The organism is Stenotrophomonas sp. STEN022, from assembly GCF_056760155.1.
In genome coordinates this window covers 1-23,875 of sequence record NZ_JBRREG010000082.1, presented here as the reverse complement: position 1 = coordinate 23,875, position 23,875 = coordinate 1, and the positions used below count along the sequence as shown (strand labels likewise).

At 64.2% G+C, this 23,875-nt stretch carries 22 protein-coding genes; 14 read left to right on the top strand and 8 right to left on the bottom strand.

Annotation, left to right across the window (positions count from 1 at the left end; genetic code table 11):
* Positions 1 to 221 precede the first annotated feature (221 nt).
* Positions 222 to 3,440, bottom strand: a complete 3,219-nt coding sequence (gene putA / locus ACVOMF_RS15990; protein ID WP_481510144.1) for a bifunctional proline dehydrogenase/L-glutamate gamma-semialdehyde dehydrogenase PutA — start codon at positions 3,438 to 3,440, stop codon at positions 222 to 224.
* Between the two features lie 292 nt (positions 3,441 to 3,732).
* Here putA and ACVOMF_RS15985 point away from each other — a divergent pair, with 292 nt between their 5' ends.
* From ACVOMF_RS15985 to ACVOMF_RS15960, 6 genes are all read left to right on the top strand, one after another.
* Positions 3,733 to 4,206 carry a DUF2244 domain-containing protein gene (locus ACVOMF_RS15985; RefSeq protein WP_481510143.1) on the top strand — a complete coding sequence of 158 codons (474 nt, stop codon included), beginning with the start codon at positions 3,733 to 3,735 and terminating at the stop codon, positions 4,204 to 4,206.
* 17 nt (positions 4,207 to 4,223) lie between these two features.
* Complete coding sequence (gene coxB / locus ACVOMF_RS15980) at positions 4,224 to 5,165, top strand: cytochrome c oxidase subunit II (RefSeq protein ID WP_481510142.1); 942 nt, start codon at positions 4,224 to 4,226, stop codon at positions 5,163 to 5,165.
* A gap of 62 nt (positions 5,166 to 5,227) precedes the next feature.
* Positions 5,228 to 6,838 carry a cytochrome c oxidase subunit I gene (ctaD, locus tag ACVOMF_RS15975; RefSeq protein ID WP_481510141.1) on the top strand — a complete coding sequence of 537 codons (1,611 nt, stop codon included), beginning with the start codon at positions 5,228 to 5,230 and terminating at the stop codon, positions 6,836 to 6,838.
* Between the two features lie 11 nt (positions 6,839 to 6,849).
* Positions 6,850 to 6,987 (top strand): hypothetical protein, encoded by a 138-nt coding sequence (locus ACVOMF_RS15970; RefSeq protein ID WP_313171092.1) that lies wholly within the window; start codon positions 6,850 to 6,852, stop codon positions 6,985 to 6,987.
* On the top strand, positions 6,984 to 7,574 hold the full coding sequence (locus ACVOMF_RS15965) for a cytochrome c oxidase assembly protein (RefSeq protein WP_481510140.1): 591 nt from the start codon (positions 6,984 to 6,986) through the stop codon (positions 7,572 to 7,574). The genes ACVOMF_RS15970 and ACVOMF_RS15965 overlap by 4 nt, the downstream gene beginning before the upstream one ends.
* 22 nt (positions 7,575 to 7,596) lie before the next feature.
* Entirely contained in the window at positions 7,597 to 8,472 is an 876-nt protein-coding gene (locus ACVOMF_RS15960; RefSeq protein ID WP_481510139.1) for a cytochrome c oxidase subunit 3, read from the top strand.
* 111 nt (positions 8,473 to 8,583) lie between these two features.
* Here the strand turns inward: ACVOMF_RS15960 and ACVOMF_RS15955 are convergent, their stop codons facing one another.
* The gene (locus ACVOMF_RS15955; protein ID WP_312916472.1) at positions 8,584 to 8,802 is read right to left on the bottom strand and encodes a twin transmembrane helix small protein; all 219 of its coding nucleotides are present in this window, start codon (positions 8,800 to 8,802) and stop codon (positions 8,584 to 8,586) included.
* Positions 8,803 to 8,859: 57 nt separating this feature from the next.
* On the opposite strand from ACVOMF_RS15955, the gene ACVOMF_RS15950 reads away from it, so the two are divergent.
* The 4 genes from ACVOMF_RS15950 (at position 8,860) to cyoE (ending at position 12,490) form a co-directional block, all read left to right on the top strand.
* Positions 8,860 to 9,594 carry an SURF1 family protein gene (locus ACVOMF_RS15950; protein WP_481510138.1) on the top strand — a complete coding sequence of 245 codons (735 nt, stop codon included), beginning with the start codon at positions 8,860 to 8,862 and terminating at the stop codon, positions 9,592 to 9,594.
* 249 nt (positions 9,595 to 9,843) lie between these two features.
* The gene (locus ACVOMF_RS15945) at positions 9,844 to 10,419 is read left to right on the top strand and encodes a hypothetical protein (RefSeq protein ID WP_481510137.1); all 576 of its coding nucleotides are present in this window, start codon (positions 9,844 to 9,846) and stop codon (positions 10,417 to 10,419) included.
* A gap of 10 nt (positions 10,420 to 10,429) precedes the next feature.
* Positions 10,430 to 11,593 (top strand): COX15/CtaA family protein, encoded by a 1,164-nt coding sequence (locus ACVOMF_RS15940; RefSeq protein ID WP_481510136.1) that lies wholly within the window; start codon positions 10,430 to 10,432, stop codon positions 11,591 to 11,593.
* Positions 11,594 to 11,596: 3 nt separating this feature from the next.
* Entirely contained in the window at positions 11,597 to 12,490 is an 894-nt protein-coding gene (gene cyoE, locus ACVOMF_RS15935; protein WP_481510135.1) for a heme o synthase, read from the top strand.
* Between the two features lie 200 nt (positions 12,491 to 12,690).
* Here cyoE and ACVOMF_RS15930 read toward each other — a convergent pair whose 3' ends face one another.
* The 6 genes from ACVOMF_RS15930 to rpsU form a co-directional block, all read right to left on the bottom strand.
* Positions 12,691 to 13,677, bottom strand: coding sequence for a bile acid:sodium symporter family protein (locus tag ACVOMF_RS15930; RefSeq protein WP_481510134.1), 987 nt, complete (start codon positions 13,675 to 13,677; stop codon positions 12,691 to 12,693).
* A gap of 18 nt (positions 13,678 to 13,695) precedes the next feature.
* Positions 13,696 to 14,187 (bottom strand): protein tyrosine phosphatase family protein, encoded by a 492-nt coding sequence (locus tag ACVOMF_RS15925; RefSeq protein ID WP_481510133.1) that lies wholly within the window; start codon positions 14,185 to 14,187, stop codon positions 13,696 to 13,698.
* Positions 14,188 to 14,207: 20 nt separating this feature from the next.
* Positions 14,208 to 15,944 (bottom strand): DNA primase, encoded by a 1,737-nt coding sequence (gene dnaG, locus ACVOMF_RS15920; protein ID WP_481510132.1) that lies wholly within the window; start codon positions 15,942 to 15,944, stop codon positions 14,208 to 14,210.
* Positions 15,945 to 16,188: 244 nt separating this feature from the next.
* On the bottom strand, positions 16,189 to 17,088 hold the full coding sequence (locus ACVOMF_RS15915; protein ID WP_481510131.1) for a YihY/virulence factor BrkB family protein: 900 nt from the start codon (positions 17,086 to 17,088) through the stop codon (positions 16,189 to 16,191).
* 316 nt (positions 17,089 to 17,404) lie between these two features.
* The gene (locus ACVOMF_RS15910) at positions 17,405 to 17,851 is read right to left on the bottom strand and encodes a GatB/YqeY domain-containing protein (RefSeq protein ID WP_282272614.1); all 447 of its coding nucleotides are present in this window, start codon (positions 17,849 to 17,851) and stop codon (positions 17,405 to 17,407) included.
* A 143-nt stretch (positions 17,852 to 17,994) separates the two neighbouring features.
* Positions 17,995 to 18,210 (bottom strand): 30S ribosomal protein S21, encoded by a 216-nt coding sequence (gene rpsU, locus ACVOMF_RS15905; protein ID WP_002808376.1) that lies wholly within the window; start codon positions 18,208 to 18,210, stop codon positions 17,995 to 17,997.
* Positions 18,211 to 18,336: 126 nt separating this feature from the next.
* On the opposite strand from rpsU, the gene tsaD reads away from it, so the two are divergent.
* From tsaD to ACVOMF_RS15885, 4 genes are all read left to right on the top strand, one after another.
* Positions 18,337 to 19,368 (top strand): tRNA (adenosine(37)-N6)-threonylcarbamoyltransferase complex transferase subunit TsaD, encoded by a 1,032-nt coding sequence (gene tsaD / locus ACVOMF_RS15900; protein WP_296246838.1) that lies wholly within the window; start codon positions 18,337 to 18,339, stop codon positions 19,366 to 19,368.
* 82 nt (positions 19,369 to 19,450) lie between these two features.
* Positions 19,451 to 19,810 carry a dihydroneopterin aldolase gene (folB, locus tag ACVOMF_RS15895; protein WP_481510145.1) on the top strand — a complete coding sequence of 120 codons (360 nt, stop codon included), beginning with the start codon at positions 19,451 to 19,453 and terminating at the stop codon, positions 19,808 to 19,810.
* A 116-nt stretch (positions 19,811 to 19,926) separates the two neighbouring features.
* The gene (locus tag ACVOMF_RS15890; RefSeq protein ID WP_481510130.1) at positions 19,927 to 21,180 is read left to right on the top strand and encodes a mechanosensitive ion channel family protein; all 1,254 of its coding nucleotides are present in this window, start codon (positions 19,927 to 19,929) and stop codon (positions 21,178 to 21,180) included.
* 400 nt (positions 21,181 to 21,580) lie between these two features.
* Positions 21,581 to 23,755 (top strand): glycoside hydrolase family 3 N-terminal domain-containing protein, encoded by a 2,175-nt coding sequence (locus ACVOMF_RS15885; protein WP_481510129.1) that lies wholly within the window; start codon positions 21,581 to 21,583, stop codon positions 23,753 to 23,755.
* Positions 23,756 to 23,875: the final 120 nt, after the last annotated feature.

Below are 23,875 nucleotides of genomic sequence, written 5' to 3'. Positions count from 1 at the left end.
CCCATTCCGGGGGGTTGGTTTCGGGGCGGCGGGGGCGGGCCCCCCCCCCGCCCCCACTGTTCCTGAGGTGCGGGTGCATTGCCGGGAAAGCTGCTGCCGAGCATGGCTCGGCACTACGCTCTGCTCCCTCCCTTTCGCGCAGCGAAGAGGAGGGGTAGGCTTTTCGCAGGACAAAGAAAAACCCCGCTTGCGCGGGGTTTTTTATCACGACAAGATTGGAATCAGTCGCCCAAGGTCAGCAGCGAGGCGTTGCCGCCTGCAGCAGTGGTGTTAACCGTCACCGTCTTCTCGGTGGCGAAGCGCAGCAGGTAGTGCGGGCCGCCGGCCTTGGGGCCGGTGCCGGACAGGCCCTGGCCGCCGAACGGCTGCACGCCGACCACGGCGCCGATCTGGTTGCGGTTGACGTAGACGTTGCCGACGTTGACGCGCGAAGCGATGCGATCAACGGTTTCGTCGATGCGCGAATGCACGCCCAGGGTCAGGCCGTAGCCGGTGGCGTTGATCTGGTCGATCACCGCATCCAGCTGATCGGCCTTCCAGCGGATCACGTGCAGCACCGGCCCGAAGATTTCCTTGTGCAGCTGGTTCAGGTCCTTCAGCTCATACGCACGCGGGGCGAAGAAGGTGCCGTGTGCGGCGGCTTCGGACAGCGGTGCGGCGGCGATCAGGCGTGCTTCGGCGTCCATGCGCACGGCGTGGTCCTTGAGGATCTGCAGGGCGTCGGCATCGATGACCGGGCCGACGTCGGTGGACAGTTCACCCGGGTCGGCAACCTTCAGTTCGGCCATCGCGCCGGACAGCATGCCCATCACCTTGTCGGCGATGTCGTCCTGTACGAACAGCACGCGCGCTGCCGAGCAACGCTGGCCGGCGGAGGTGAAGGCCGAACCGATGGCGTCCTTGACCAGCTGTTCCGGCAGCGCCGAGGAGTCAGCGATGAAGGCGTTCTGGCCACCGGTCTCGGCGATCAGCACGCCGATGGCGGCATCGCGTGCAGCCATCGCGCGGTTGATGGCGCGGGCGGTCTCGGTGGAGCCGGTGAAGGCCACGCCGGCCACGCGCGGGTCGGCGGTGAGCGCGGCGCCGACGGTGGCACCGTCGCCCGGCAGGAACTGCAGCACGCCTTCCGGCACGCCTGCATCGAGCAGCAGCTTCACGGCGTAGTAGCCGATCAGGTTGGTCTGCTCGGCCGGTTTGGCGATGACGCTGTTGCCGGCGGCCAGGGCGGCGGCCACCTGGCCGAGGAAGATCGCCAGCGGGAAGTTCCACGGGCTGATGCAGACGAAGACGCCACGGCCGTGCAGCTGCAGCTCGTTGCTTTCGCCGGTCGGGCTCGGCAGTTTCTCGGCGGTGCCGAACTGCTCGCGTGCCTGCTTGGCGTAGTAGCGCAGGAAGTCCACCGCTTCGCGCACTTCGGCGACGCCGTCGGGCAGGCTCTTGCCGGCTTCCTTCACGCACAGCGCCATGAACTCGGCGATGCGCAATTCAAGTTGATCGGCGGCGTGCTCGAGGATGGCGGCGCGGCTGGCGGCCGGGGCGCGGTTCCAGGCCGGCTGTGCGGCAACGGCATTGGCCAGCGCCTTCTGCACGGTGGCGGCATCGGCAGCCTGCCAGTGACCGACGATCTGGCGATTGTCGGCCGGGTTGACCACCGGCTGCGACGGCGTGCCCGGGGCCACGCCCTGCACCAGCGGGGTCGCCTGCCAAGGCTTGATGGCGGCGTTGAGCTGCTCGGCCAGGGCGCGCAGTTCGTTGTCGTTGGCGAGGTTGATGCCCATGGAGTTGGTCCTGTCGTGGTTCTGGCTGCGCAGCAAATCAACCGGCAGCGGGATCTTGGGGTGCGGAATGGAGGCGAACGAAGACACGGCTTCGACCGGATCGCGGATCAGGTCGTCGATGGACACGTCTTCATCGGTGATGCGGTTGACGAAGCTGGAATTGGCGCCGTTTTCCAGCAGGCGACGCACCAGGTAGGGCAGCAGGTCTTCGTGCGAGCCGACCGGCGCGTACACGCGGCAGGGCACGTTCAAACGGTCAGCCGGAATCACCTCGGCATACAGGTCATCGCCCATGCCGTGCAGCTTCTGGTGCTCGTACACGCCGCCCTTGGCGATCTGCTTGATCGTTGCGATGGTGGCCGCGTTGTGGGTGGCGAACATCGGGTAGATCGCATCGGCATGGCCGAACAGACGCTTGGCGCAGGCGATATAGGACACATCGGTGTTCTGCTTGCGGGTGAACACCGGGTAGCCGGGCAGGCCTTCGATCTGCGCACGCTTGATTTCCGCGTCCCAGTACGCGCCCTTGACCAGACGCACCTGCAGCTTGTGGCCGATGCGGCGGGCCAGGTCGGCGAGGTAATCGATCGTGTACGGCGTGCGCTTCTGGTAGGACTGCACGACGATGCCGAAGCCCGCCCAGCCCTTCAGCGACGGATCGCTGACCACGCGCTCGATGATGTCCAGCGACAGTTCCAGGCGGTCGCTTTCCTCGGCGTCGACGGTGCAGCCGATGCCATAGGACTTGGCCAGCTGCGCCAGTTCCAGCACGCCCGGCACCAGATCCTTCAATACGCGCTCGCGTTTGGCGTGTTCGTAGCGCGGGTACAGCGCCGACAGCTTGATCGAGATGCCGTGCGACTTGGTCACGTCGCCATCGGCCTTGCCGCCACGGGCGATGTTGTCGCCGCCGATCGCATGGATGGCGCGGCGATAGTCTTCCAGGTAGCGCAGCGCGTCCTTCATGGTCAGCGCGCCTTCGCCGAGCATGTCGAAGGAGTAGCGGTAGTTGCTGTTGTCGCCCTTGTGCGAACGCGACAGCGCTTCGTCGATGGTGCGGCCCATGACGAACTGGTGGCCCATGATCTTCATTGCCTGACGCACCGCCAGACGGATCACCGGCTCGCCAACGCGGCCGATCAGACGCTTGAAGGCGCCATGCACGTCGCGTTTGGTGGCATCGGCCAGATCAACCAGATGACCGGTCAGCATCAGGCCCCAGGTGGAGGCATTGACCAGCACCGAGTCGGACTGCCCCATGTGGCGCTTCCAGTCGGCTTCGCCCAGCTTGTCGCGGATCAGCTTGTCGGCGGTTTCCTGGTCCGGAATGCGCAGCAGGGCTTCGGCCACGCACATCAGCAGCACGCCTTCTTCGCTGCCGAGGTCGTACTGGCGCATGAAGGCTTCGATTGCGCCCTGGTTCTTGGAGCGGGCGCGCACGCGGCGTACCAGGTCGGCGGCGGTGGCCTGTACCTGTGCCTGTTCGGCGGCCGGCAGGCGCGCCTGTTCCAGCAGTTCGCGCACGTGGCTGGCTTCGTCCTTGAGCCATGCATCGGTGATGGCCTGGCGCAGCGCGGATGGCGCCGGCGGCAGCTCGGGCGTCAGCAGCGGCGGGGCCGCTGACGTAGGGGAGGCGACATCAGGAGAAGGTGTTGCGTTCATGCGCTCGGCCACAGTTGGATTCGGCCATTTTAATCTTCGGTGGCGGATTTCCTAGTCCCCTGCGGGCGTCTGTTTGCGGCCGGAAAGCACTGGCGTGTGGGCGCTTTCGCAATACTTAACGAGTCAAATTAAATTGTGCTGATTCCGGCATCTAAATCGACGTCCTTGGACGATATGGGCACAGTTTTGATGTGCACTGCAGCATTGATGACGATGATGAATGGAAGCTTGCCGGGCGTGTGCGGGCAGGGCTACCATCGAACTCGATTTCCGCGGTATGGACGCGGCTGCGATGATCCAGGTGCTTCGGCAAGATTCCGATGGCTCAGGGACGCAGTTGTTACTGCACCCCCCACGGGCACTCAGTGCTCGGCAGTTCGTCCAGTTGTTTGCGGCGTTGGCAGGATTGATGGTGTTCGCGGCCGGCCTGGCTTGGCTGTCCGGCAACCGCCTGGCCCCTGTCTTCGCGTTGTTGCATGGCTTCCTGGTGGCCGCTGCCCTGCGCGCGTGTTGGCGCAGCAGCAACCGAAGGGAAGAGATCCGGGTAGGACCGGACTGCGTGGAAGTGATTCCCGCGGCCGGAGTTTCGCCGGTATTCCGCGCGCACCCGTATTGGGTGCGGGTGGTGACCGGGAAGGAACGGGTCCTGCTGGTTTCCAGCGGCAAGTGGGTGGAAGTGGGGAGTTTCCTCGCGCCCGTGGAACGTCGGGAACTTGCGGTGACACTTGAAGGCTTGCTCGCAGCCAGCAACGGCAGCAACCGATGACGTCAAGGGTCTAGGCAATGAAGCAAAGCAGCGTGTGGGGCGCGAAGTTGAAACACGGTTTGGCAGCGGCAGCGATGATGCTGTCGGCGCAGGCAGCATGGGCGCAGACCGCCGATCCCAAGGAATGGCAGCTCAATATGGGCAAGGGCGTCACCCATACCTCGCGTATGGCGTGGGACGCGCACATGGTGGCGTTGTGGGTGTGTACCGTCATCGGCGTGCTGGTGTTCGGCGCCATGGCCTACGCGATGTTCAAGTTCCGCAGGTCCAAGGGAGCGGTGGCCAAGCAGTTCAGCCACAACACCAAGGCGGAAATCATCTGGACCGTCATCCCCATCATCATCCTGGTGGTGATGGCCTGGCCGGCGACGGCCAAGCTGATCGCCATGTACGACACCCGCGATTCCGAGATGACGGTGAAGATCACCGGCTATCAGTGGATGTGGAAGTACGAATACCTGGGTGAAAACGTGGCCTTCACCAGCCGCCTGGACCGCAAGTCCGACGAAGTGCGGCAGAGTGGCAGCGTGCCGACCATGGCCAGCGACCCGCATTACCTGCTCGACGTGGACAACCCGCTGGTACTGCCGGTGGGCACCAAGGTCCGTTTCGTCATCACCTCCGACGACGTGATCCATGCGTGGTGGGTGCCGGCGCTGGGTTGGAAGCAGGACGCCGTGCCGGGCTTCATCAACGAGCGCTGGACCAACATCGAAACCGAGGGCGTGTACCGCGGGCAATGCGCGGAGCTGTGCGGCAAGGACCATGGCTTCATGCCGATCGTGGTCAAGGCCGTGTCCAAGGACGAGTTCAAGTCCTGGCTGGCCTCACGCAAGCCGGCACCGGCTGCACCTGTTGAAGCGGCGCCTGCACCTGCTGCCGAACCGGCACCTGCAGCGGCTCCCGAAGCAAGCCCGGCTGTCGCTACACCCGCCGCGCCTGCGGCGGCCGGTGCCTGATACCACTGCGTGCCGGTGCTGCCGGCGCGATGCCTGAAAACGCATAACGAGGTGTAGTTGCAATGGCGAATACCGCAGTGGACCACTCCGATCACCACGGGCACCAACAGGGCTTCTTCGAGCGCTGGCTCTTCTCCACCAATCACAAAGACATCGGCACGCTCTACCTGCTTTTCAGCTTCACCATGTTCATCGTCGGTGCGGCGATGAGTGTGATGATCCGACTGGAGCTGGCGCAACCCGGCCTGCAGTTCATCAAGCCCGAGTCCTTCAACCAGATGACCACCGTGCATGCACTGGTGATGATCTTCGGTGGGGTGATGCCAGCCTTCGTCGGCCTCGCCAACTGGATGATCCCACTGCAGATCGGCGCGCCGGACATGGCGTTGCCGCGCATGAACAACTGGTCGTTCTGGCTGCTGCCGGTGGCCTTCGGCATGCTGCTGGTGACCTTCTTCCTGCCCGGTGGTGCACCGGCCGGTGGTTGGACGCTGTATCCGCCGCTGTCGCTGCAGGGTGGCTACAACGTCGCCTTCAGTGTGTTCGCCATCCACGTGGCCGGTGTCAGCTCGATCATGGGCGCGATCAACATCATCGCCACCGTGCTCAACATGCGCGCACCGGGTATCGACCTGTTGAAAATGCCGATCTTCTGCTGGACCTGGCTGATCACCGCCTTCCTGCTGATCGCGGTGATGCCGGTGCTGGCTGGTGCGGTGACCATGCTGCTGACCGACAAGTTCTTCGGCACCAGCTTCTTCAATGCCGCCGGTGGCGGTGATCCGGTGATGTACCAGCACATCTTCTGGTTCTTCGGTCACCCCGAGGTCTACATCATGATCCTGCCGGCGTTCGGCGTGGTCAGCGAGATCCTGCCGACCTTCAGCCGCAAGCCGCTGTTCGGCTACCAGGCAATGGTCTACGCCACCGCCGCCATCGCCTTCCTGTCGTTCATCGTGTGGGCACACCACATGTTCACGGTGGGCATGCCGCTGGGTGGCGAGATCTACTTCATGTTCGCCACGATGCTGATCTCCATCCCGACCGGGGTGAAGGTGTTCAACTGGGTCAGCACGATGTGGGAGGGCTCGCTGACGTTTGAAACGCCGATGCTGTTCTCCATCTCGTTCGTGATCCTGTTCACCATCGGTGGCTTCTCCGGCCTGATGCTGGCGATCGTGCCGGCCGACTACCAGTACCACGACACCTACTTCGTGGTGGCGCACTTCCACTACGTGCTGGTGACCGGCGCGGTATTGGCGCTGATCGCCGCGGTGTATTACTGGTGGCCGAAGTGGACCGGCCGCATGTACAACGAGTTCTGGGGCAAGTTCCATTTCTGGTGGACGATGGTGTTCGTCAACCTGCTGTTCTTCCCGCAGCACTTCCTCGGCCTGGCCGGCATGCCGCGGCGTATTCCAGACTACAACCCGGTGTTCGCCGACTGGAACCTGATCAGCTCGATCGGCGCGTTCGGCATGTTCGCCACGCCGTTCATGATGGCGGCGATCCTGCTGGCCTCGCTACGCAACGGCAAGCGCGCCGAAGCACGTGCCTGGGAAAGTGCTCGTGGACTGGAGTGGACCATTCCGTCACCGGCGCCCGCACATACCTTCACCGTGCCGCCAGTGATCAAGCCGGGCGATCTGGCGCATGACGATGTGACGCACTGAAGAGGCTGGCAATGAGCAGCAACGAACATTTCCAGGCTGAAGAGTTGGCCCTGCGCAGGCGCCGTTCGCGGCGCACCGCGTTGATCGTTGGCCTGATCGCGGTAGCGGTCTATGTCGGCTTCATCTTGTCCGGGGTGTTGGCGAGTTGACCACGCCGGCGCCCGCACCCAAGCCGAACGCCGGCCTTGGCCGGCTGATCGGCGTGGCGTTCGCGGTATTCGTGCTGACCTTCTCGCTGGTGCCGCTGTACCGCATCGCCTGCGAAAAAGTGTTCGGCGTACGCCTGGAGCGCGGCGCGACCACGCACGAAACCAACGCGCATGCGGCCAATGGCAAGCGCACCGTGCGGGTGGAGTTCGACGGCGGCGTCAATTCCAAACTGCCGTGGGCCTTCCATCCGGAAAAACTGACGATGGACGTGGTGCCGGGCGAGTTGAACGAAGCCCTGTATTACGCCCGCAACGACAGCGACCGCGCGCTGGTTGGCAGTGCGGTGCCGTCGGTGGCACCGGCGCGTGCCTCGGGCTACTTCAACAAGACCGAATGCTTCTGCTTCACCGCGCAGACCCTGCAGGCCGGTGAGAAGCGCGACATGCCGGTACGTTTCATCGTCGACCCGGACCTGCCGGCCGACGTCAACACGATCACCCTGTCCTACACCTTCTACAAGAATGATGCGCTGACCGAACGGCTGGCCCCGGCAAACGCCGCGGCCGCCGCACACGCAGCTCCCTGATCACGGACCCGGAAGCAACGCCATGGCCCATAACACGCCTGATCCCAACGTCTACTTCGTGCCAAGCAGCAGCAAATGGCCGTTTGTAGGATCGATCGCGATGCTGGTGATGATGGTCGGGGTAGCCAGTTGGCTCAACGACGCCAGCTGGGGCCGCTGGACCTTCTTCACCGGCGTGGCGATGCTGGTGTTCACCCTGTTCCTGTGGTTCGGTGATGTCATCCGCGAATCGGTGGGTGGCAACTACAACCGCCAGGTCGACGGCTCGTTCCGGATGGGGATGATCTGGTTCATCTTCTCCGAGGTGATGTTCTTCGCCGCTTTCTTCGGCGCGCTGTTCTACACCCGCAACATGGGTCTGCCGTGGCTCGGTGGTGAAGGCCATGGCGTGCTCACCAACGAATACCTGTGGGATGGCTATTCCGCTGCGTGGCCGACCAACGGCCCGGCCGATATCGGTGGCGCCTTCCAGACCATTCCGGCCTGGGGCCTGCCGCTGCTCAATACGCTGATCCTGTTGACCTCGGGCGTGACCCTGACCATCGCCCACCACGCACTGAAGGCGGGCAACCGCAAGCAGCTGCTGATCTGGCTGGGGGCGACAGTGCTGCTGGGCTGCGTGTTCCTGTTCTTCCAGGCCGAGGAATACATCCACGCCTACAAGGAATTGAACCTGACCCTGGGCTCGGGCATCTACGGTTCCACCTTCTTCATGCTGACCGGCTTCCACGGCGCGCACGTGCTGCTGGGCACGATCATGTTGACGGTGATGTGGTTCCGCGCCGCCAAGGGGCACTTCACCCGTGACAACCACTTCGGATTCGAAGCAGCTGCGTGGTACTGGCACTTCGTCGACGTGGTGTGGCTGATGCTGTTCCTGTTCGTGTATGTGCTTTGAAGGCGGGGATTGGTGATTCGGGATTGGGGATTGGCAGGTCGCAGCGATCTGGAAGATCGCGCGGCGCTGCCTCGCGAATCCCGAAACCCGTGATCCCCAATCCCGGCTCCATCAACCGCCAACACCATGCGGCTTGATCCAACCCGTATAAATGCCCAAGGCAACCAGAAGAATCAGCACCACTGACAGCGCGATACGCCGCGTCAACGCATTGACCGTCCGTTTGGTCTGGCCGCGATCGATCATCAGGTAATAGAGGCCGGCTCCAAGATTCCAGACGATGACGATCAAGAACGCGATCACCAACAGGGTCTTCAACGAATCATTCATGCGTGGCTCGTTCGGTGGGAAGGCAGTGCTATATCACCTGCTTGGCGGCAGCTTGTCATGACGCGACAGCACACGGTGATTCTGGGTTGGCTGGTGGCCGTGCTGGTAGCGGTCGTGTTCTGCGCCTTGGGCGGCTGGCAGCTGCAGCGAAAGCATGAGAAAGAAGCCCTGCTTGCGCAATTGCCGCCCAGCCGCGACGCCGCGCTCAGCCTTGCCCAGGCTGCAGCCGCGCCGGACTCCCTGCATTGGGTGCGCGACCAGCTGCAGTTCCTGCCCGGCAGCGTGTTGCTGGACAACCAGCTGCGGGAAGGTCGCGCTGGCATCAAGGTCTACCAGGCTGCGCGTGCTGCTGAAGGAACCGTCGTGCTGGTCGATCTGGGCTGGCTGCCGCTGCCTGCTGACCGCAGCATGCCGACGATCCGCGCAGAGCAGGGCACCCAGGCGCTGCAGGGGTTGTGGGCGCCTGCGCCTGCCACCGGTATCGCCTTGGGCCCGGCAATGACGGCAGCCACGCAGCCGCAGACCTGGCTGGCGACGCGGATCGATCTGCCCGCCATTGCCGCGCAGCTCGGGCTGGGCGGCGCGGTGCTGGCACCGAAGGTGCTGCGATTGGATCCGGCGTTGCCGCTGGGCTATGTGCGTGACCTGGACCTGCTGCCCAATACCTTGCCGCCTTCGCGGCACCTTGGTTATGCGGTGCAATGGTTCGCGATGGCTTTGGCGGTGTTGTTGATTGCGCTGGTGTTGCAGTTCAAAAAGCGAAGGAAGTTGGGAGTTGGGAATGCGGGTTAGGTTGGAGCTGGTTGGAAGCCAAAGCCAAAGCACCCCTCTCCAACCCTCCCCTTGGCTGCGCCAAAGGGAGGGGGCAGAGCGCTGCGCCGTCGCTTTGATCCTTGCTCCTGCCTTCGCCATTGAATTTCCCCCTCCCTTTCACCGAAGGTGAAGGGGAGGGCCGGGGAGGGGGGCTTCAAGCCTTTGTTCTTGCCCCTGCCTCTGTTTCTGTGAATCCCGAATCCCGACTCTCCATTCCCGGCCTTGACCATGAACGCACTCACCCCCGACCAGCTCGCCACCCGCAATCGCGGCCGCCGGGTATTGCTGCTGATCTTCGCCATGTTCTTCGGTTCGATGGCGCTGGCTGGCATCCTGCGTTTCTCCGGTTGGACGCCTCAGATCAACCGCCATCACGGCGAACTGCTGCAACCGGCGCTGGACCTGCGCAGCGAGCAGTTGCACCTGGCCAACGGCCAGGCCTATGACTGGAACCCCGGCGAGCGCCACTGGCGCATCCTGCTGGCACCGCCGGCTGACTGTGCACCGGCCTGCGTCACTTTGTCGCAGCAATTGGACAAGGTGTGGCAGTTGTTCGGGCATAACGCGGATAATGTCGAGATATTGTGGCTGGGTACGCCGCCTGCGCAGGTGGCTGCGACGCCGGCACTGAAGGTGCTGCAGCCCCAGCCTGCGTTCCGGGGCAAGCTGCCGGGGGTTGATGACCCGGCCGGCACCCCGGTGTATGTGATTGATCCCAATGGCTTTGTGGTATTCCGCTATGCGCCGGGTTTTGAACCGGGTGGACTGCGGGCTGATCTATCCAAGCTGTTGAAACTGATGTGAGTTCCGTTCGATGAATGCCTCCGCGCGTCCGGCGCTGTACCGCAATTTCCACCGACTGGCGTGGTTCGCACTGATCATGACGGCGAGCACGATCATGTTTGGCTCCTTCGTGCGCCTGTCCGATGCCGGCCTGAGCTGCCCGGATTGGCCTACCTGCTATGGCCGCGCCACCTGGCCGCAGACGCAGATGGAAGCGGCCCAGCACGTGGCCAGCGAGATCCGTCCGCTGGAAACCCATAAGGCCTGGCGCGAGCAGGTCCACCGTTTCCTGGCCGGCCTGCTCGGCGTTGAAGTGCTGACCCTGGCGTTGCTGGCGGCACGCCGACGCAAGCGCGGCATCGCCCAGATCGTCACCGCCTCGGCGCTGGTAGCGCTGGCGATACCTTTATATATGCGCGGCGAACACGTGGCCTCCAGCGTGCTCGCCATTGGCGGTGAAGCGATCCTGCTGTTGGCGGCGCTGCGCTGGTCCAACATCGATCTGGCGCGCGCTGCCGTGCTCACCTTGGCGGTTGTCGTGTTCCAGGCCCTGCTCGGCATGTGGACGGTGACCTGGCTGCTCAAGCCCATCGTGGTGATGGGCCATCTGCTTGGCGGCATGTTGATGTTCAGCATGCTGGCGTGGATGGCGTGGAAGGCTACCAATCTGCCTATCACCCTGGCCGAAGAGCCGCGCCTGCGCTGGTGGCTGCGTGGTGCGGTGACACTGGTGGTGCTGCAGATCGCGCTTGGCGGCTGGGTCAGTGCCAACTACGCGGCGCTGGCCTGCGGGGGCGGCAGCGTGTCGCTGGACAACTTCCCGCGCTGTGTCAGCCAGTGGTGGCCGCAGCAGAACTACACGGAAGGCTTCACCCTGTGGCGCGGCATCGGCGTGGATTACGAAGGTGGCGTGCTGGATGGCGCCTCGCGTATTGCCATCCAGATGGCGCACCGGATGTTCGCGGTACTGGTGGCGCTGTACCTGCTGGTGCTGTCGGTGCGCATGTTCCGCCTGCCGGGCATGCGTGGTTGGGCAAGTACGCTGATCGCGTTGGTGTTGTTGCAGGTCACGCTGGGCGTGCTCAACGTCAAGCTGGCATTGCCGCTGGCCGTGGCGGTGATGCACAGCGGCGGTGCGGTTGCCTTGTTGTTTGTATTGGTCACGCTGCTGGCGCGGCTGCGCGCCCCGGAGTGAATGATGCGTACAACATGGCGTGATTATTGGGACCTGACCAAGCCGAAGGTGGTGGCACTGATTGTGTTCACCGCCCTGGTCGGCATGTGCCTGGCCATTCCGGGCCTGCCCACCACCGCGCAGGTGGTGACCGGCCTGCTCGGCTTCCTTGGCATCTGGCTGTCGGCCTCGGCCGCAGCGGCGATCAACCAGCTGCTGGATGCGCGCATCGATGCGCAGATGGCGCGTACCTCGTGGCGGCCCCTGGTGGTCGGCAAGGTCTCGCCGCGACAGGTGCTGGTGTTTGCAGGCGCGCTGACCGCGCTGTCGATGACCATCCTGGTGCTGTGGGTGAACGTGATCACCGCAGTGCTGACGTTTGCGTCGCTGATCGGCTATGCGGTGATCTATACCGTCTACCTGAAGCGTGCGACCTCGCAGAACATCGTCATCGGTGGCCTGGCTGGCGCGACGCCACCGCTGCTGGGCTGGGCGGCGATCACCGGCATGCAGGGCAGCTCGGACTGGGCCTACGCCTCCTTGCTGGTGCTGATCATCTTCATCTGGACCCCGCCGCACTTCTGGGCGCTGGCAATCTTCCGCCGCGTCGATTACGCCAAGGCCGAGATCCCGATGCTGCCGGTGACCCACGGCGTGCCGCATACCCGCAAGCAGATCCTGGCGTATTCGGTGGTGCTGGCGGTGGTAACGCTGCTGCCGGTGGCGATCGACATGAGCGGCATGTTCTACCTGGGCGGGGCAACGGTGTTGAACATCGTGTTCCTCTGGTACGCATGGAAGATGCAGAACCCGCCGGACGAGATGTTCAACATGAAGATGTTCGGCTATTCCATCGTGTATCTGATGGCGTTGTTCGCCTTCCTGCTGGTCGACCATTGGATGCTGCCCTGGTTGTGATCGAGCAATGAAAAGGCCGGCGAATGCCGGCCTTTTCATTCAAACAACAGCAGTAACTGCGATTGTGGGAGCGGCGTAAGCCGCGAAGCTGAGAATGCGCCCGACACCCACGAATTCCGCAATCAAACATTCTGTGGTTGCAGATCCTGCCGCAACCGGAAGTACCATCAGCTTCGCGGTTTACACCGCTCCCACAACAATCAAGAGCCTGCAGTGCTGGCGTTCTGCTTTGCATACCGCTGCGCCACCACCGAACACACAATCAGCTGGATCTGGTGGTAGATCATGATCGGCAGCACGATCGCGCCGAGGCTGCCGCCGGCAAACAACACCTTGGCGATCGGTACGCCGGTGGCCAGGCTTTTCTTCGAGCCGCAGAACATGATGGTGATCTGGTCGGCGCGGTTGAAGCCCAATCGCCGTGCCAGCCAGGTGATGCCGGGCATGGCGATCGCCAGCAACACCACCGCAACCAAGGCAGCAGCCAACAAGGACAGCGGCGGGGTCTTGCTCCACAGGCCTTCGCTGACCGATTCGCCGAAGGCGGCGTAGACCACCAGCAACACCGTGCCCTGGTCGGTGTAGCGCAGCAGCGGGCGCTTCCGCTCGATCCAGCGGCCTATCCATGGCCGCAACAGATGGCCGAGCACGAACGGCACCAGCAGCTGCAGCATGATCGCGCCGACCGCATGCAGTGGATTGGCCATGCCGCCCTGCGAGCCTGCCAACACGGTCATCAGCAGCGGGGTCAGGAACACGCCGAGGATGCTGGACAGCGAAGCCGCGCACACCGCTGCCGGCACGTTGCCGCCGGCAATCGAGGTGAAGGCAATCGAGGACTGCACGGTCGAGGGCAGGGCGCACAGGAACAGCACGCCGATGTAGAGCTCCGGTGTCAGCGCCCAGCCGGCCAGTGGTTTCATCGCCAATCCCAATAGCGGAAACAGCACGAAGGTGCAGGCCAGGATGGTGATATGCAGGCGCCAGTGCAGCAGGCCGGCGACGATGGATTCGCGTGGCAGGCGCGCGCCATGCAGGAAGAACAGCGCGGCGATGGCGACATCGGTGAAGTGGTCGAAGCCCTTGGCGGCGGCGCCAGTGAGCGGCAGCACGCTGGCCAGGGCAACGGTGGCGAGCAGGGCGAGGGTGAAGTTGTCCGGTCGCAGTCGCGACCACCAGCGGGTCATGTCGGCAATGCCTCCTGATCAGGGTGTGGGTGTGTCCAGCGCAGCGCGTGCAGCGGGCTCGAGTGAAGTCATGCCAGCGTCACGGCCGAACTTGAGGGCATCGTCCACTGAAGCGCCATTGATGTGTGCCTCGATCAACGACAGCAATGCACCAGCGCGGTTGGAGGAGGCGCAATGCAGCAGGGTCTTGCCATTGTCCTGCTTGAGCAGGCGGTCCAGCGTGCGCGCGTTGGCTACGGTGATGTCGCCGGCACCGGCAATGGGCAGGCGCACGTAGCGCAGGCCGAGTTGTTCGGACAGGGCTGCCTCGTCATAGCCGCGGTCTTCGTCTGGCTTGCGCAGATCGATGACGGTGGTGACGCCATTGGCGGCGGCATCGCGCAGCTGTTGTTCGCTCGGCTGGCCAGCGGTGATCAGGTCAGGGCGCGGCTGGCGCAACGTCGCATCGCCAGCGAAGGCGTTGGCGGCGAGCAGCAGTGAAAGGAGCAGAGACAGGCGGTAGGTGTACATGTAGTGCTCCCTTGCAGGTGTCAGAGGCGCAGGTTGGCGCGGGCCTTGAGCAGCTCGCGCAGTTCGTATTTGTCGGTGTCGTCCAAGCCTTGCTGGCGCTGCTTGGCCTGCAGTTCGTCCAGGCGCTGGGTCAGCAGTTGCTTCTCCAGCTGCAGTACGGCGTCCTGCAGTTCCTGCGCCCACATCGCTTCATCGCCGGGCAGTGCCTGCGCGGCCAGTTTGTGCAATGCGGCCTGTTCTTCGCGCTCGTTGAAGTGTTCGAGCAGGGCGCCAGTACTGATGTCCGGGCGCTGCTGCACCAGATTCAACAACTCGACCAGCAGCTCGATGCCGGGCAGGCGCAGGCCGCCGATGGCGTGGTGGCCTTCCAGGCTCATCGCCAGCGAAGGCTGCTGCAACAGGATGGCAATGGCGGCGCGGACCAGGCTGCGCTTCTGCGCTGGGACCGCGTTGTTGCGCATCGGTGGCCGCGCTGCAGGTGCGACGGCTGTTGCAGTGCTGCCGATGCCGGTCAGGCGCGCCAGCTCCTGCTTCATCAGATCGCCGAAGGCACCATCGGGAATCTGCGCCAGCATCGGCTTCGCTCGTTCGGCCAGGCGTGCCTTGCCGTCCAGTGTGCCGAGGTTGATCTCGCGGCTCAGCTCGTCGAAGAAGAACTGCGACAGCGGCGTGCCCTGCTTGAGCCGTGCATCGAAGGCGTCGGCACCTTCCTTGCGCACGATGGTGTCCGGGTCCTCGCCATCGGGCAGGAACAGGAAGAAGGCCTGGCGGCCGTCCTTCATGCGTGGCAGCACCGACTCCAGTGCGCGCCAGCCGGCACGGCGACCAGCTGCATCACCGTCGAAGCAGAAGTACACATCCGGCGCATTACGGAACAGCAGCTCGGCATGGTCGGGCGTGGTCGCCGTGCCCAGCGTCGCCACCGCCTGGGTGACGCCGAACTGGAACAGGCTGACTACGTCCATATAGCCTTCAACCACGATCAGGCGTTCGATCTTCTGGTTGGCCTGGCGCACCTGCCACAGGCCGTACAGTTCGCGGCCCTTGTGGAACAGCGCGGTTTCCGGCGAGTTGAGGTACTTGGGGCCGTCGTCCTTTTCCATGACGCGGCCGCCGAAGGCGATGACGCGGCCACGGCGGTCGAAGATCGGGAACATCACCCGGTCGCGGAACTTGTCGTAGACGTGGCCGCGGTCGTTCTTGGAGAACAGGCCGACGCGCTCGAGCAGCTTCATGCGCCGCTCGTCCTTGCCCAGCGCGTCCTTCAGCGCGCTATAGCCATCCGGCGCATAGCCGATGGAGAAGCGCGCGCGGGTGTCGGCATCCACGCCACGGCCATCGAGGTAGGCGCGGGCCTTGTCGTTGCCTTCCAACTGCTTCTGGAAGAAACGGGTGGCGGCATCCAGCGCGGAGTACTGGTCGCGGCTGTCGTCCTGCTGCTGCGGCGTGCGTGCGTTGGTCTCGCGTGGGATTTCCATGCCCACGCGCTTGGCCAGTTCATCCACCGCATCGAGGAACTCGAGGCGGTCGTAATTCATCAGGAAGCTGATCGCTGTGCCGTGCGCGCCACAGCCGAAGCAGTGATAGAACTGCTTGGTCGGCGAGACCGTGAACGAGGCCGAGCGCTCGTCATGGAACGGGCAGCGCGAGGCGTATTCCTTGCCCTGGCGCTTGAGCGGCACACGTGAGCCCACCACTTCGACGATGTCGGTGCGGGCCAGCAGGTCGTCAATGAACGCGTCGGGAAGTCGGGCCATGCGGCAAATGAACAGCGCCGCCGGTTGGCGGGGCGCGATGAAAGGGGGGGAAGGGGAGTGTACTAGGCTGGGCCAGCGCTGGCTGGCTGTTGGGCTTGATGGTTTTCAGTCAGAGGCCCAAAAGCTACCCCTCCCCAACCCTCCCCTTCGCTGCGCGAAAGGGAGGAGGCAGAGCTCGCCCCCTCCCTTTCGCGTAGCGAAGGGGAGGGTTGGGGAGGGGCAGCTTCTGCTCCTACTCTTGCCGTCAGTCCAAGGCCCCAGCATCAACTTCCGCAGCCGCCACCTTGCGCCGCGCATACGCCCGCTCATCGATCACCGCGGTGATCAGTGCGCCAGCAAAGAACACCACGCTGGCGTAGTAGATCCACACCAGCATGATCACCAGCGTGCCCATCGAGCCGTAGGCGCTGCCCGGCGCCGCGTTGGCGATGTATAGCCCGATCGCATAGCGGCCGAGGGTGAACAGCGCGGCGGTGATGGCGCCGCCGAGGAAGGCCTGGCGCCAGGCCACCGGCCGGTCGGGCAGGTAGTGGTAGAGGAAGGCGAAGCCCAGTGCATACAGTGCCAGCGTGGTCGTGTAGCCCACCGCCGGCAGCGCCGAGGGCAGGTGCGAGAAGATCACCTGCAGGGCGGTGGTGGCGACCATCGATACGATCAGCAGGAAGCCCAGCGCCAGCACCACGCCGGCCGAGAACACCCGCTTCTTCAGCCAGCCAAAGATGCCTTCGAAGCGCTTGGAGTCGGTACGGAAGATCAGGTTCAAGGCAGCCTGCAGCTGGGCGAACACCACCGTGGCACCGATGAACAGCAGGATCAGGCTCCAGATGCCGGCGAGCGAGCCCAAGTCGGGTTGCGCGCTGGCATTGGTGATCACTGTACGCGCCACCTCGGCCACGCTGGGACCGGCCAATGAGCCAATCTGCTCGATGAGTGTCTGTTGTGCAGGCGGGTACAGTGAGGCAGTCAGCCACAGCAGCAGGACCAGCAGCGGCGCCAGCGACAGCAAGGTGTAGAAGGCCAGCGAGGCTGCCTGGGTCATCACGTCGGCTTCGACGAAGCGGCGGGCCAGGGCAGCGGGCAAGCTTTGCTGGAGCAGTTCCAGCCGGGATTTGAAGGTATGCAGGGTGGGGCGGGTTGCAGGCATCAGGTAGTTAGCGTGAAGTCAGGGTTCTGTTCTAGCAAAGCCGGGCTTCGCGGCGGGTGAATGGGGCGGTCCTCGGCGGCCAAATCGGCCCACACCTGTAGTGCCGAGCCATGCTCGGCAGGGGCTTTCCCGAAAATGCACAACAGATGTGGGAGCGGCGTAAGCCGCGAAGCCACCGATCCGTCAGATTGCCGGCCAGTAGGTGATTTCATTGCACCGGGCTTCGCGGCTTATGCCGCTCCCACAAAAAAGCGTGCGGCAGAAACAACAAAGCCCGCACTTGGCGGGCCTTGTCGCACAACCTTGGCAGCCAGGATCAGCCGGCCAGGGCCTGCTTGACCAGCTTGGACACCAGGCCCATGTCGGCCTGGCCAGCCAGCTTTGGCTTGAGTACGCCCATCAGCTTGCCGATGTCGGCAGCGCTGCTGGCGCCGGTTTCGGCCTTGGCGGCGGCGATGGCGGCCTGGATCTCGGCTTCGCCCATCTTGGCCGGCACGTAACGCTCGATGACCACGATCTCGTCGCGCTCGACCGATGCCAGGTCTTCACGGTTGGCGGCTTCGTACTGGGTGACCGAGTCCTTGCGCTGCTTGACCATTTTGTCCAGCACGGCAATCACGTCGGTGTCGGTCAGCTCGATGCGCTCGTCCACTTCGCGCTGCTTGATGGCGGCGTTGATCAGGCGGATCACGCCCAGCGAGTGCTTGTCGCCGCTCTTCATGGCGGCCTTCATGTCTTCGGTCAGCTGTTGCTTCAGGCTCATGGAGCACCTCTTTGGGTCGGGAATATGGGGAAGAGACGTCAGCATTGCTGGCGTCTGGAACGCAAAAAGCCGGCTACGCTTGCGCGTGCCGGCTTTCACCCCAGTACGGAAGGCCGGAGCCCCCGTTCAGGAGTTGCGTACGATCAGTACAGGCGCTGACGCTTGGTGACGTCGCGCGAGGAACGACGCAGCTGGCGCTTCACGGCTGCAGCAGCCTTGCGCTTGCGTTCCTGGGTCGGCTTTTCGTAAAACTCGCGCTTGCGGGTTTCGGCCAGCACGCCGGCCTTTTCGCAAGTGCGCTTGAAGCGGCGAAGAGCAAACTCAAAGGGCTCGTTCTCGCGGACTTTAACGCTGGGCATGGAATCTCCGGGGACTCTGTAGAAAAACCGGGACACACCCGGTGAGCCGCGCATTATAGTCCCTTTGCGCAGACGTGCAACCCCCGCGATTTGGCGGGGGCGCCAGAGAGGTCCACAATACGCCTTATGAAAGTCCTTGGCATTGAATCATCCTGCGATGAGACGGGCGTAGCCGTCTACGACACCTCACTCTCCGGGGCGGCCGCGCTGCGTGCGCACGCCGTCTACAGCCAGATCGCGCTGCACGCCGAATACGGCGGCGTGGTGCCGGAGCTGGCCAGCCGCGACCACGTGCGCAAGACCCTGCCGCTGATCCGGCAGACCCTGGACGAGGCGGGCATCGCCATCTCGGAGATCGAGGGCGTGGCTTATACCGCCGGCCCCGGTCTGGTCGGGGCGCTGCTGGTCGGTGCCGGCGTGGCACGCTCGCTGGCCTGGGGCCTGGATGTGCCGGCCATCGGCGTACACCATATGGAAGGGCACCTGCTGGCCCCGCTGATGGAAGACGACCCGCCGGAAGCACCGTTCGTGGCCTTGCTGGTCTCCGGTGGTCACACCCAGCTGATCGCGGTGGATGCCATCGGCAAATACCGTCTGCTCGGCGAGACATTGGATGATGCCGCCGGTGAGGCCTTCGACAAGACCGCCAAGATGATGGGTCTGCCGTATCCGGGTGGCCCGCAGCTGGCCAAGCTGGCCGAGATTGGCACCCCGGGGCGCTACAAGTTCACCCGGCCGATGACCGACCGGCCAGGACTGGACTTCAGCTTCTCCGGCTTGAAGACCCAGGTGCTGATGGCCTGGCGCGACAGCGATCAGACCGAACAGACCCGCGCCGACATCGCCCGCGGCTTCGAGGATGCGGTGGTCGACACGCTGGTGATCAAGTGCGGCCGCGCGCTGGATGCGGCCGGTTGCGATGTCTTGGTGGTGGCCGGCGGCGTCGGCGCCAACAAGCGCCTGCGCGCCAAGCTGCAGGACGATGCCCAGCGTCGTGGCGGCAGGGTCTGCTTCCCGCGCCCGGCACTGTGCACCGACAACGGCGCGATGATCGCCTTCGCTGGCGCCCTGCGCCTGCAGGCCGGCCAGCACGGCCCGGCCGAGATCAAGGTGACGCCGCGCTGGGATATGGCCTTGCTACCGCCGCTGCAGGGCTGAAAAGCAGGCTTGCCGTGCTCGTCCACGGCAGGCTCAGTCTGCTGCCGTTACCATGTCGTATTCATCCAATACGACAGATGCAATGGACAAGGTATTCATCGAAGGGCTCGAAATCGACGCCCTGATCGGCATCTACGACTGGGAGCGGCGCATCCGCCAGACCCTGGTGTTCGATCTTGAAATGGGCTTCGACAACCGCAAGCCCGCCGCCAGCGACGACATCGTCGACACTCTGAACTACAAGGCGGTCAGCAAGCGCCTGATGGAATTCGTGCGTGCTTCCGATTTTGGTCTGGTGGAAACGCTGGCCGAGCGCTGCGCGCAGATCGTGCTGGACGAATTCAACGTGCAATGGCTGCGGCTGAAGCTGAGCAAGCCCGGCGCGGTGCGCGGTGCACGCGCGGTTGGCGTGATCATCGAGCGTAGCCGCGCTGAGATCTGAGCCTGTTGTAACCCGGTCGCGCGCACTGCGGCGCGCGGCCTAAGCTGTCTCTGTCCGACCGAGCAATGCGCTTGGACAGCTTGTTTCTGCAGTACGAGTAAAAGGAGAAGTGCACGATGGCGGTAATGGGAATTCGTTGGTTGGATCAGCTGGAGAACCTGCTGGCACCGTACCCGATGGCCTACCCTGCGGTGGTGTTGGCGGGATTGCTGCTGGTGGCATGGCTGGCCAACTTCGTCACCAAACGCATCCTGTTGCGTGGCCTGCGTTCGATGATCGAACGTTTCTCCGGCCCCAATCACAACGCCAGGCAGCCGCTGCGGGTGATCGCACGGCTGTCCAATATCGTGCCGTCGGTGGTGCTTGCCGCCGGCTTGAGCATCGTGCCGGAGCTGCCGCCGGGTCTGGTGAACGGTTTGAAGGCGCTGTGTCATGCGTGGACGGTGCTGACCATCGCGATGGCGGTGTCGCATGCGCTTGATGCCTTCAACGATTTCTACGAGCGCCGCGCCGATGCCCGCAACAAGCCGATCAAGGGCTATTTGCAGGTCGTCAAGATCGTGGTGTTCGTGTTTGCCGGCCTGTCGATCGTGGCTATCCTGGTCGGCGTGGAGCTGCTGCATCTGGTCACCGGCCTGGGCGCGGCCACGGCGGTGTTCATGCTGATCTTCCAGGACACCATCCTGTCGCTGGTGGCCAGTGTGCAGATCAGCGGCGATGGCCGCGTGCGCATCGGCGACTGGATCGAGATGCCCAGCCAGAACGCCGATGGCGACGTGATCGACATCGCGCTGCACACCGTCACCGTGCAGAACTGGGACAAGACCGTCACCACCATTCCGACCAAGAAGCTGGTCACCGAGTCGTTCAAGAACTGGCGCGGCATGCAGGAATCCGGTGGTCGCCGGATCAAGCGTTCGATCTACCTGGACCAGCACAGCGTGCGTTTCCTCGATGCAGGTGGATTGGAACGGCTGGGCCAGATCGCGCTGCTGGATGATTACCTGGCTGGCAAACAGCAGGAGCTGCAGCAGTGGAATGCGCAGGTGGCGCAGGCGCATCCGGAACCGGTCAATGCGCGTCGGCTTACCAACCTGGGCACCTTCCGTGCCTATGTTGAGCTGTACCTGCGCAACAACCCCGGCATCCATCAGGACATGACCCTGCTGGTACGGCAGATGGCGCCGACCCCGCAGGGCCTGCCGCTGGAGATCTACTGCTTCACCTCCTCGACGGCCTGGGCTAGGTACGAGGCCATCCAGTCGGACATGTTCGACCACCTGCTGGCGATCCTGCCGGAGTTCGGCCTGCACGTATTCCAGGAATCCAGCGACGCCATGCTGATGACTGCCCGCGAGCAGCTCGACTGATGCACTTGTAGTGCCGAGCCATGCTCGGCAAGGGGCCTTCCCTGCGAAGAGCCACCCCTCCCCAACCCTCCCCTTCGCTACGCGAAAGGGAGGGGGCTGAAGCTGTAGTGCCGAGCCATGCTCGGCAAGGGGCTTTCCTGCGAAGAGCCACCCCTCCCCAACCCTCCCCTTGGCTACGCCAAAGGGAGGGGGCTGAAGCGGTAGTGCCGAGCCATGCTCGGCAGGGGGCTTTCCCAGCGAAAAGCTGCCCTCACCCCAACCCCTCTCCCGCGCGCAGGAGAGGGGCTAAAGCGGCAATGCCGAGCATGGCTAGGCATTACAGGTGCAGCCATCCGGCAGCCACTTCACGCTTGTAGCGCTAGAATCAGCCGCTTGAAAGCGTTTACATGAAGGACTGCCGGTGGCCCCCGACCGCATTGAATCCCTGATTTCCCGCATGACCGTCGACGAGAAAGTCGGCCAGCTCAGCGTGTTTGCCGACATGGTCCGGCCGTTCGCACCGGACGTGAACCCGGAGGCCAACGTACGCAATGCCGAGCAGGTGCTGGAACAGGTGCGCGCTGGCCGGGTCGGCTTGCTGTTCAATGGGGTCGGTGCCGAGCTGGGGCGGCGCATCCAGCAGGTGGCGCTGGAAGAAAGCCGCTTGGGGATTCCGGTCATCCTCGCCTCCGACGTGATCCACGGCATGCGCACCGTGTTCCCGATTCCGCTGGGCGAGGCCGCCAGCTTCGAGCCGGATCTGGCCCGTCGCACCGCCCGCGCCACCGCCATCGAAGCGACTGCCGCCGGCATCCACTGGACCTATGCACCGGCGGTGGATATCGCCCGCGACCAGCGCTGGGGCCGCGGTGCGGAAGGGGCGGGCGAGGACGTGGTGCTGGGCTGCGAATTCGCAGCCGCCCGCGTGCGTGGCTTCCAGGGCGATGACCTGACTGCCGAAGATTCGTTGCTGGCCACGCCCAAACATTTCGCCGCATACGGTGCGGTTGCCGCCGGTATGGAATACGCGCAGGTGGATATCTCGCCGCAGACATTACGCGATGTGCATCTGCCGCCCTTCAAGGCAGCGCTGGATGCAGGCGCCCTGTCGCTGATGAGCGCCTTCAACGACATCAATGGTGTTCCGGCCAGCGCGAATCGCGCGCTGCTGACCGATCTGCTGCGCAAGCAATGGAAATTCGAGGGCGTGGTGGTTTCCGACTACACCGCCGACATGGAGCTGATCGCCCACGGTTATGCCGCCGATGAAGTGGATGCGACTCGCAAGGCCTTCCTCGCCGGGCTCGACCTGAGCATGCAGAGCGGTTTCTACGACCAGCATCTGGCTGGGCTGGTGCACGCCGGTGATGTGCCGATGGCGGTGCTCGACGAATCAGTGCGGCGCATCCTGCGCTTGAAGGATGCGATCGGTCTGTTCGAAAACCCCTACCGTTCGCTGGACCCGGCGCGTGAGGCCGACCAGGCGCATATCGCCGAGCATGACGCACTCGCGCGCGACACCGCGCGCCGCTCGGTGGTGTTGCTGAAGAACGAAGCCGAGTTGCTGCCACTGAAGAAGCAGGGGCAGAAGATCGCATTGATCGGTCCGTTCGTGCAGGACCGTGACAACATCGAAGGTTGCTGGACCTTGTTCGGCGACAAGTCGCGTTACGTCACCCTGGAGGGCGGCGTACGTGCTGCTCTTGGCGACGCAGCGGCATTGGAAGTCGTGGCCGGCTGCGCGCTGGAAGAATCGCTGGAGGGCGGCATCGAAGCCGCGGTCGCTGCCGCGCAGCGTGCCGACGTGGTGGTGCTGGCAGTTGGCGAGCCGCAGCGTTACAGCGGTGAAGCGCAGTCGCGGGTGGAGATCACCTTGCCACCAGCACAGCAGGCGCTGGCTGAAGCCGTCGCTGCCACCGGCACGCCGCTGGTGGTGCTGCTGCGCAATGGCCGCGCGCTGGCACTGCAAGGCGCGGTGCGCGATGCGCAGGCCATTGCGGTTACCTGGTACCTGGGCACGCAGAATGGCCATGCCTTGGCCGACATCCTGTTTGGTGACTACAGCCCATCGGCGCGCTTGCCAGTGAGCTTTCCGCATGCCTCCGGCCAGCAACCGTACTTCTACAATCACCCGCGCAGCGGCCGTCCGGAACTGCCGACGATGTCGGAGTTCAAGGCGCGCTGGCGTGAGTTTCCGAATACAGCCTTGTACGCGTTCGGCCATGGCATTGGCTATGCGCGCTTTGAATATGATACGCCACGCCTGAGCACGCCGAAGTTGGCTTGGGACGGTGAGCTGGTGATTCGCACCACGCTGCGCAACATCAGTGCGGTGGCGGGTGAGGAAGTGGTGCAGCTGTACGTGCATGATCGCGTCGCCAGCCGGGTACGGCCGGTGCGCGAGCTGAAGGCCTTCCAGAAGGTGGCCATTGCAGCAGGCGCATCGGTGGAGGTGGAATTCCGCCTGGATCGACAGCAACTCGCGTTCACTGGCGTGGATGGCGAGTACATCGCCGAGCCTGGGCTGTTCGATGTATGGGTATGTGCCTCTTCGGTGAGCGGTGAAGCAGTGAGCTTCGAGCTGCTGGGCGCCTGATCCAGAACGCTGTACGCGAGGTAAGCTTTGCTTCCGGTAGTGGGGGGGGGGGGGGGGGGGGGGGGGCCGGCGCGCGGGGGGGCGCGAGGGCGGGGAGGGGGGGTGCCGCGGCCCAGGCCC

What these genes read in the sequence shown, in the direction of transcription:
- putA (WP_481510144.1), bottom strand. Translation starts at nt 3,440, where the DNA reads ATGAACGCAACACCTTCTCCTGATGTCGCCTCCCCTACGTCAGCGGCC.
- ACVOMF_RS15985 (WP_481510143.1), top strand. Translation starts at nt 3,733, where the DNA reads ATGATCCAGGTGCTTCGGCAAGATTCCGATGGCTCAGGGACGCAGTTG.
- coxB (WP_481510142.1), top strand. Translation starts at nt 4,224, where the DNA reads ATGAAGCAAAGCAGCGTGTGGGGCGCGAAGTTGAAACACGGTTTGGCA.
- ctaD (WP_481510141.1), top strand. Translation starts at nt 5,228, where the DNA reads ATGGCGAATACCGCAGTGGACCACTCCGATCACCACGGGCACCAACAG.
- ACVOMF_RS15970 (WP_313171092.1), top strand. Translation starts at nt 6,850, where the DNA reads ATGAGCAGCAACGAACATTTCCAGGCTGAAGAGTTGGCCCTGCGCAGG.
- ACVOMF_RS15960 (WP_481510139.1), top strand. Translation starts at nt 7,597, where the DNA reads ATGGCCCATAACACGCCTGATCCCAACGTCTACTTCGTGCCAAGCAGC.
- ACVOMF_RS15955 (WP_312916472.1), bottom strand. Translation starts at nt 8,802, where the DNA reads ATGAATGATTCGTTGAAGACCCTGTTGGTGATCGCGTTCTTGATCGTC.
- ACVOMF_RS15950 (WP_481510138.1), top strand. Translation starts at nt 8,860, where the DNA reads ATGACGCGACAGCACACGGTGATTCTGGGTTGGCTGGTGGCCGTGCTG.
- ACVOMF_RS15945 (WP_481510137.1), top strand. Translation starts at nt 9,844, where the DNA reads ATGAACGCACTCACCCCCGACCAGCTCGCCACCCGCAATCGCGGCCGC.
- ACVOMF_RS15940 (WP_481510136.1), top strand. Translation starts at nt 10,430, where the DNA reads ATGAATGCCTCCGCGCGTCCGGCGCTGTACCGCAATTTCCACCGACTG.
- cyoE (WP_481510135.1), top strand. Translation starts at nt 11,597, where the DNA reads ATGCGTACAACATGGCGTGATTATTGGGACCTGACCAAGCCGAAGGTG.
- ACVOMF_RS15930 (WP_481510134.1), bottom strand. Translation starts at nt 13,677, where the DNA reads ATGACCCGCTGGTGGTCGCGACTGCGACCGGACAACTTCACCCTCGCC.
- ACVOMF_RS15925 (WP_481510133.1), bottom strand. Translation starts at nt 14,187, where the DNA reads ATGTACACCTACCGCCTGTCTCTGCTCCTTTCACTGCTGCTCGCCGCC.
- dnaG (WP_481510132.1), bottom strand. Translation starts at nt 15,944, where the DNA reads ATGGCCCGACTTCCCGACGCGTTCATTGACGACCTGCTGGCCCGCACC.
- ACVOMF_RS15915 (WP_481510131.1), bottom strand. Translation starts at nt 17,088, where the DNA reads ATGCCTGCAACCCGCCCCACCCTGCATACCTTCAAATCCCGGCTGGAA.
- ACVOMF_RS15910 (WP_282272614.1), bottom strand. Translation starts at nt 17,851, where the DNA reads ATGAGCCTGAAGCAACAGCTGACCGAAGACATGAAGGCCGCCATGAAG.
- rpsU (WP_002808376.1), bottom strand. Translation starts at nt 18,210, where the DNA reads ATGCCCAGCGTTAAAGTCCGCGAGAACGAGCCCTTTGAGTTTGCTCTT.
- tsaD (WP_296246838.1), top strand. Translation starts at nt 18,337, where the DNA reads ATGAAAGTCCTTGGCATTGAATCATCCTGCGATGAGACGGGCGTAGCC.
- folB (WP_481510145.1), top strand. Translation starts at nt 19,451, where the DNA reads ATGGACAAGGTATTCATCGAAGGGCTCGAAATCGACGCCCTGATCGGC.
- ACVOMF_RS15890 (WP_481510130.1), top strand. Translation starts at nt 19,927, where the DNA reads ATGGCGGTAATGGGAATTCGTTGGTTGGATCAGCTGGAGAACCTGCTG.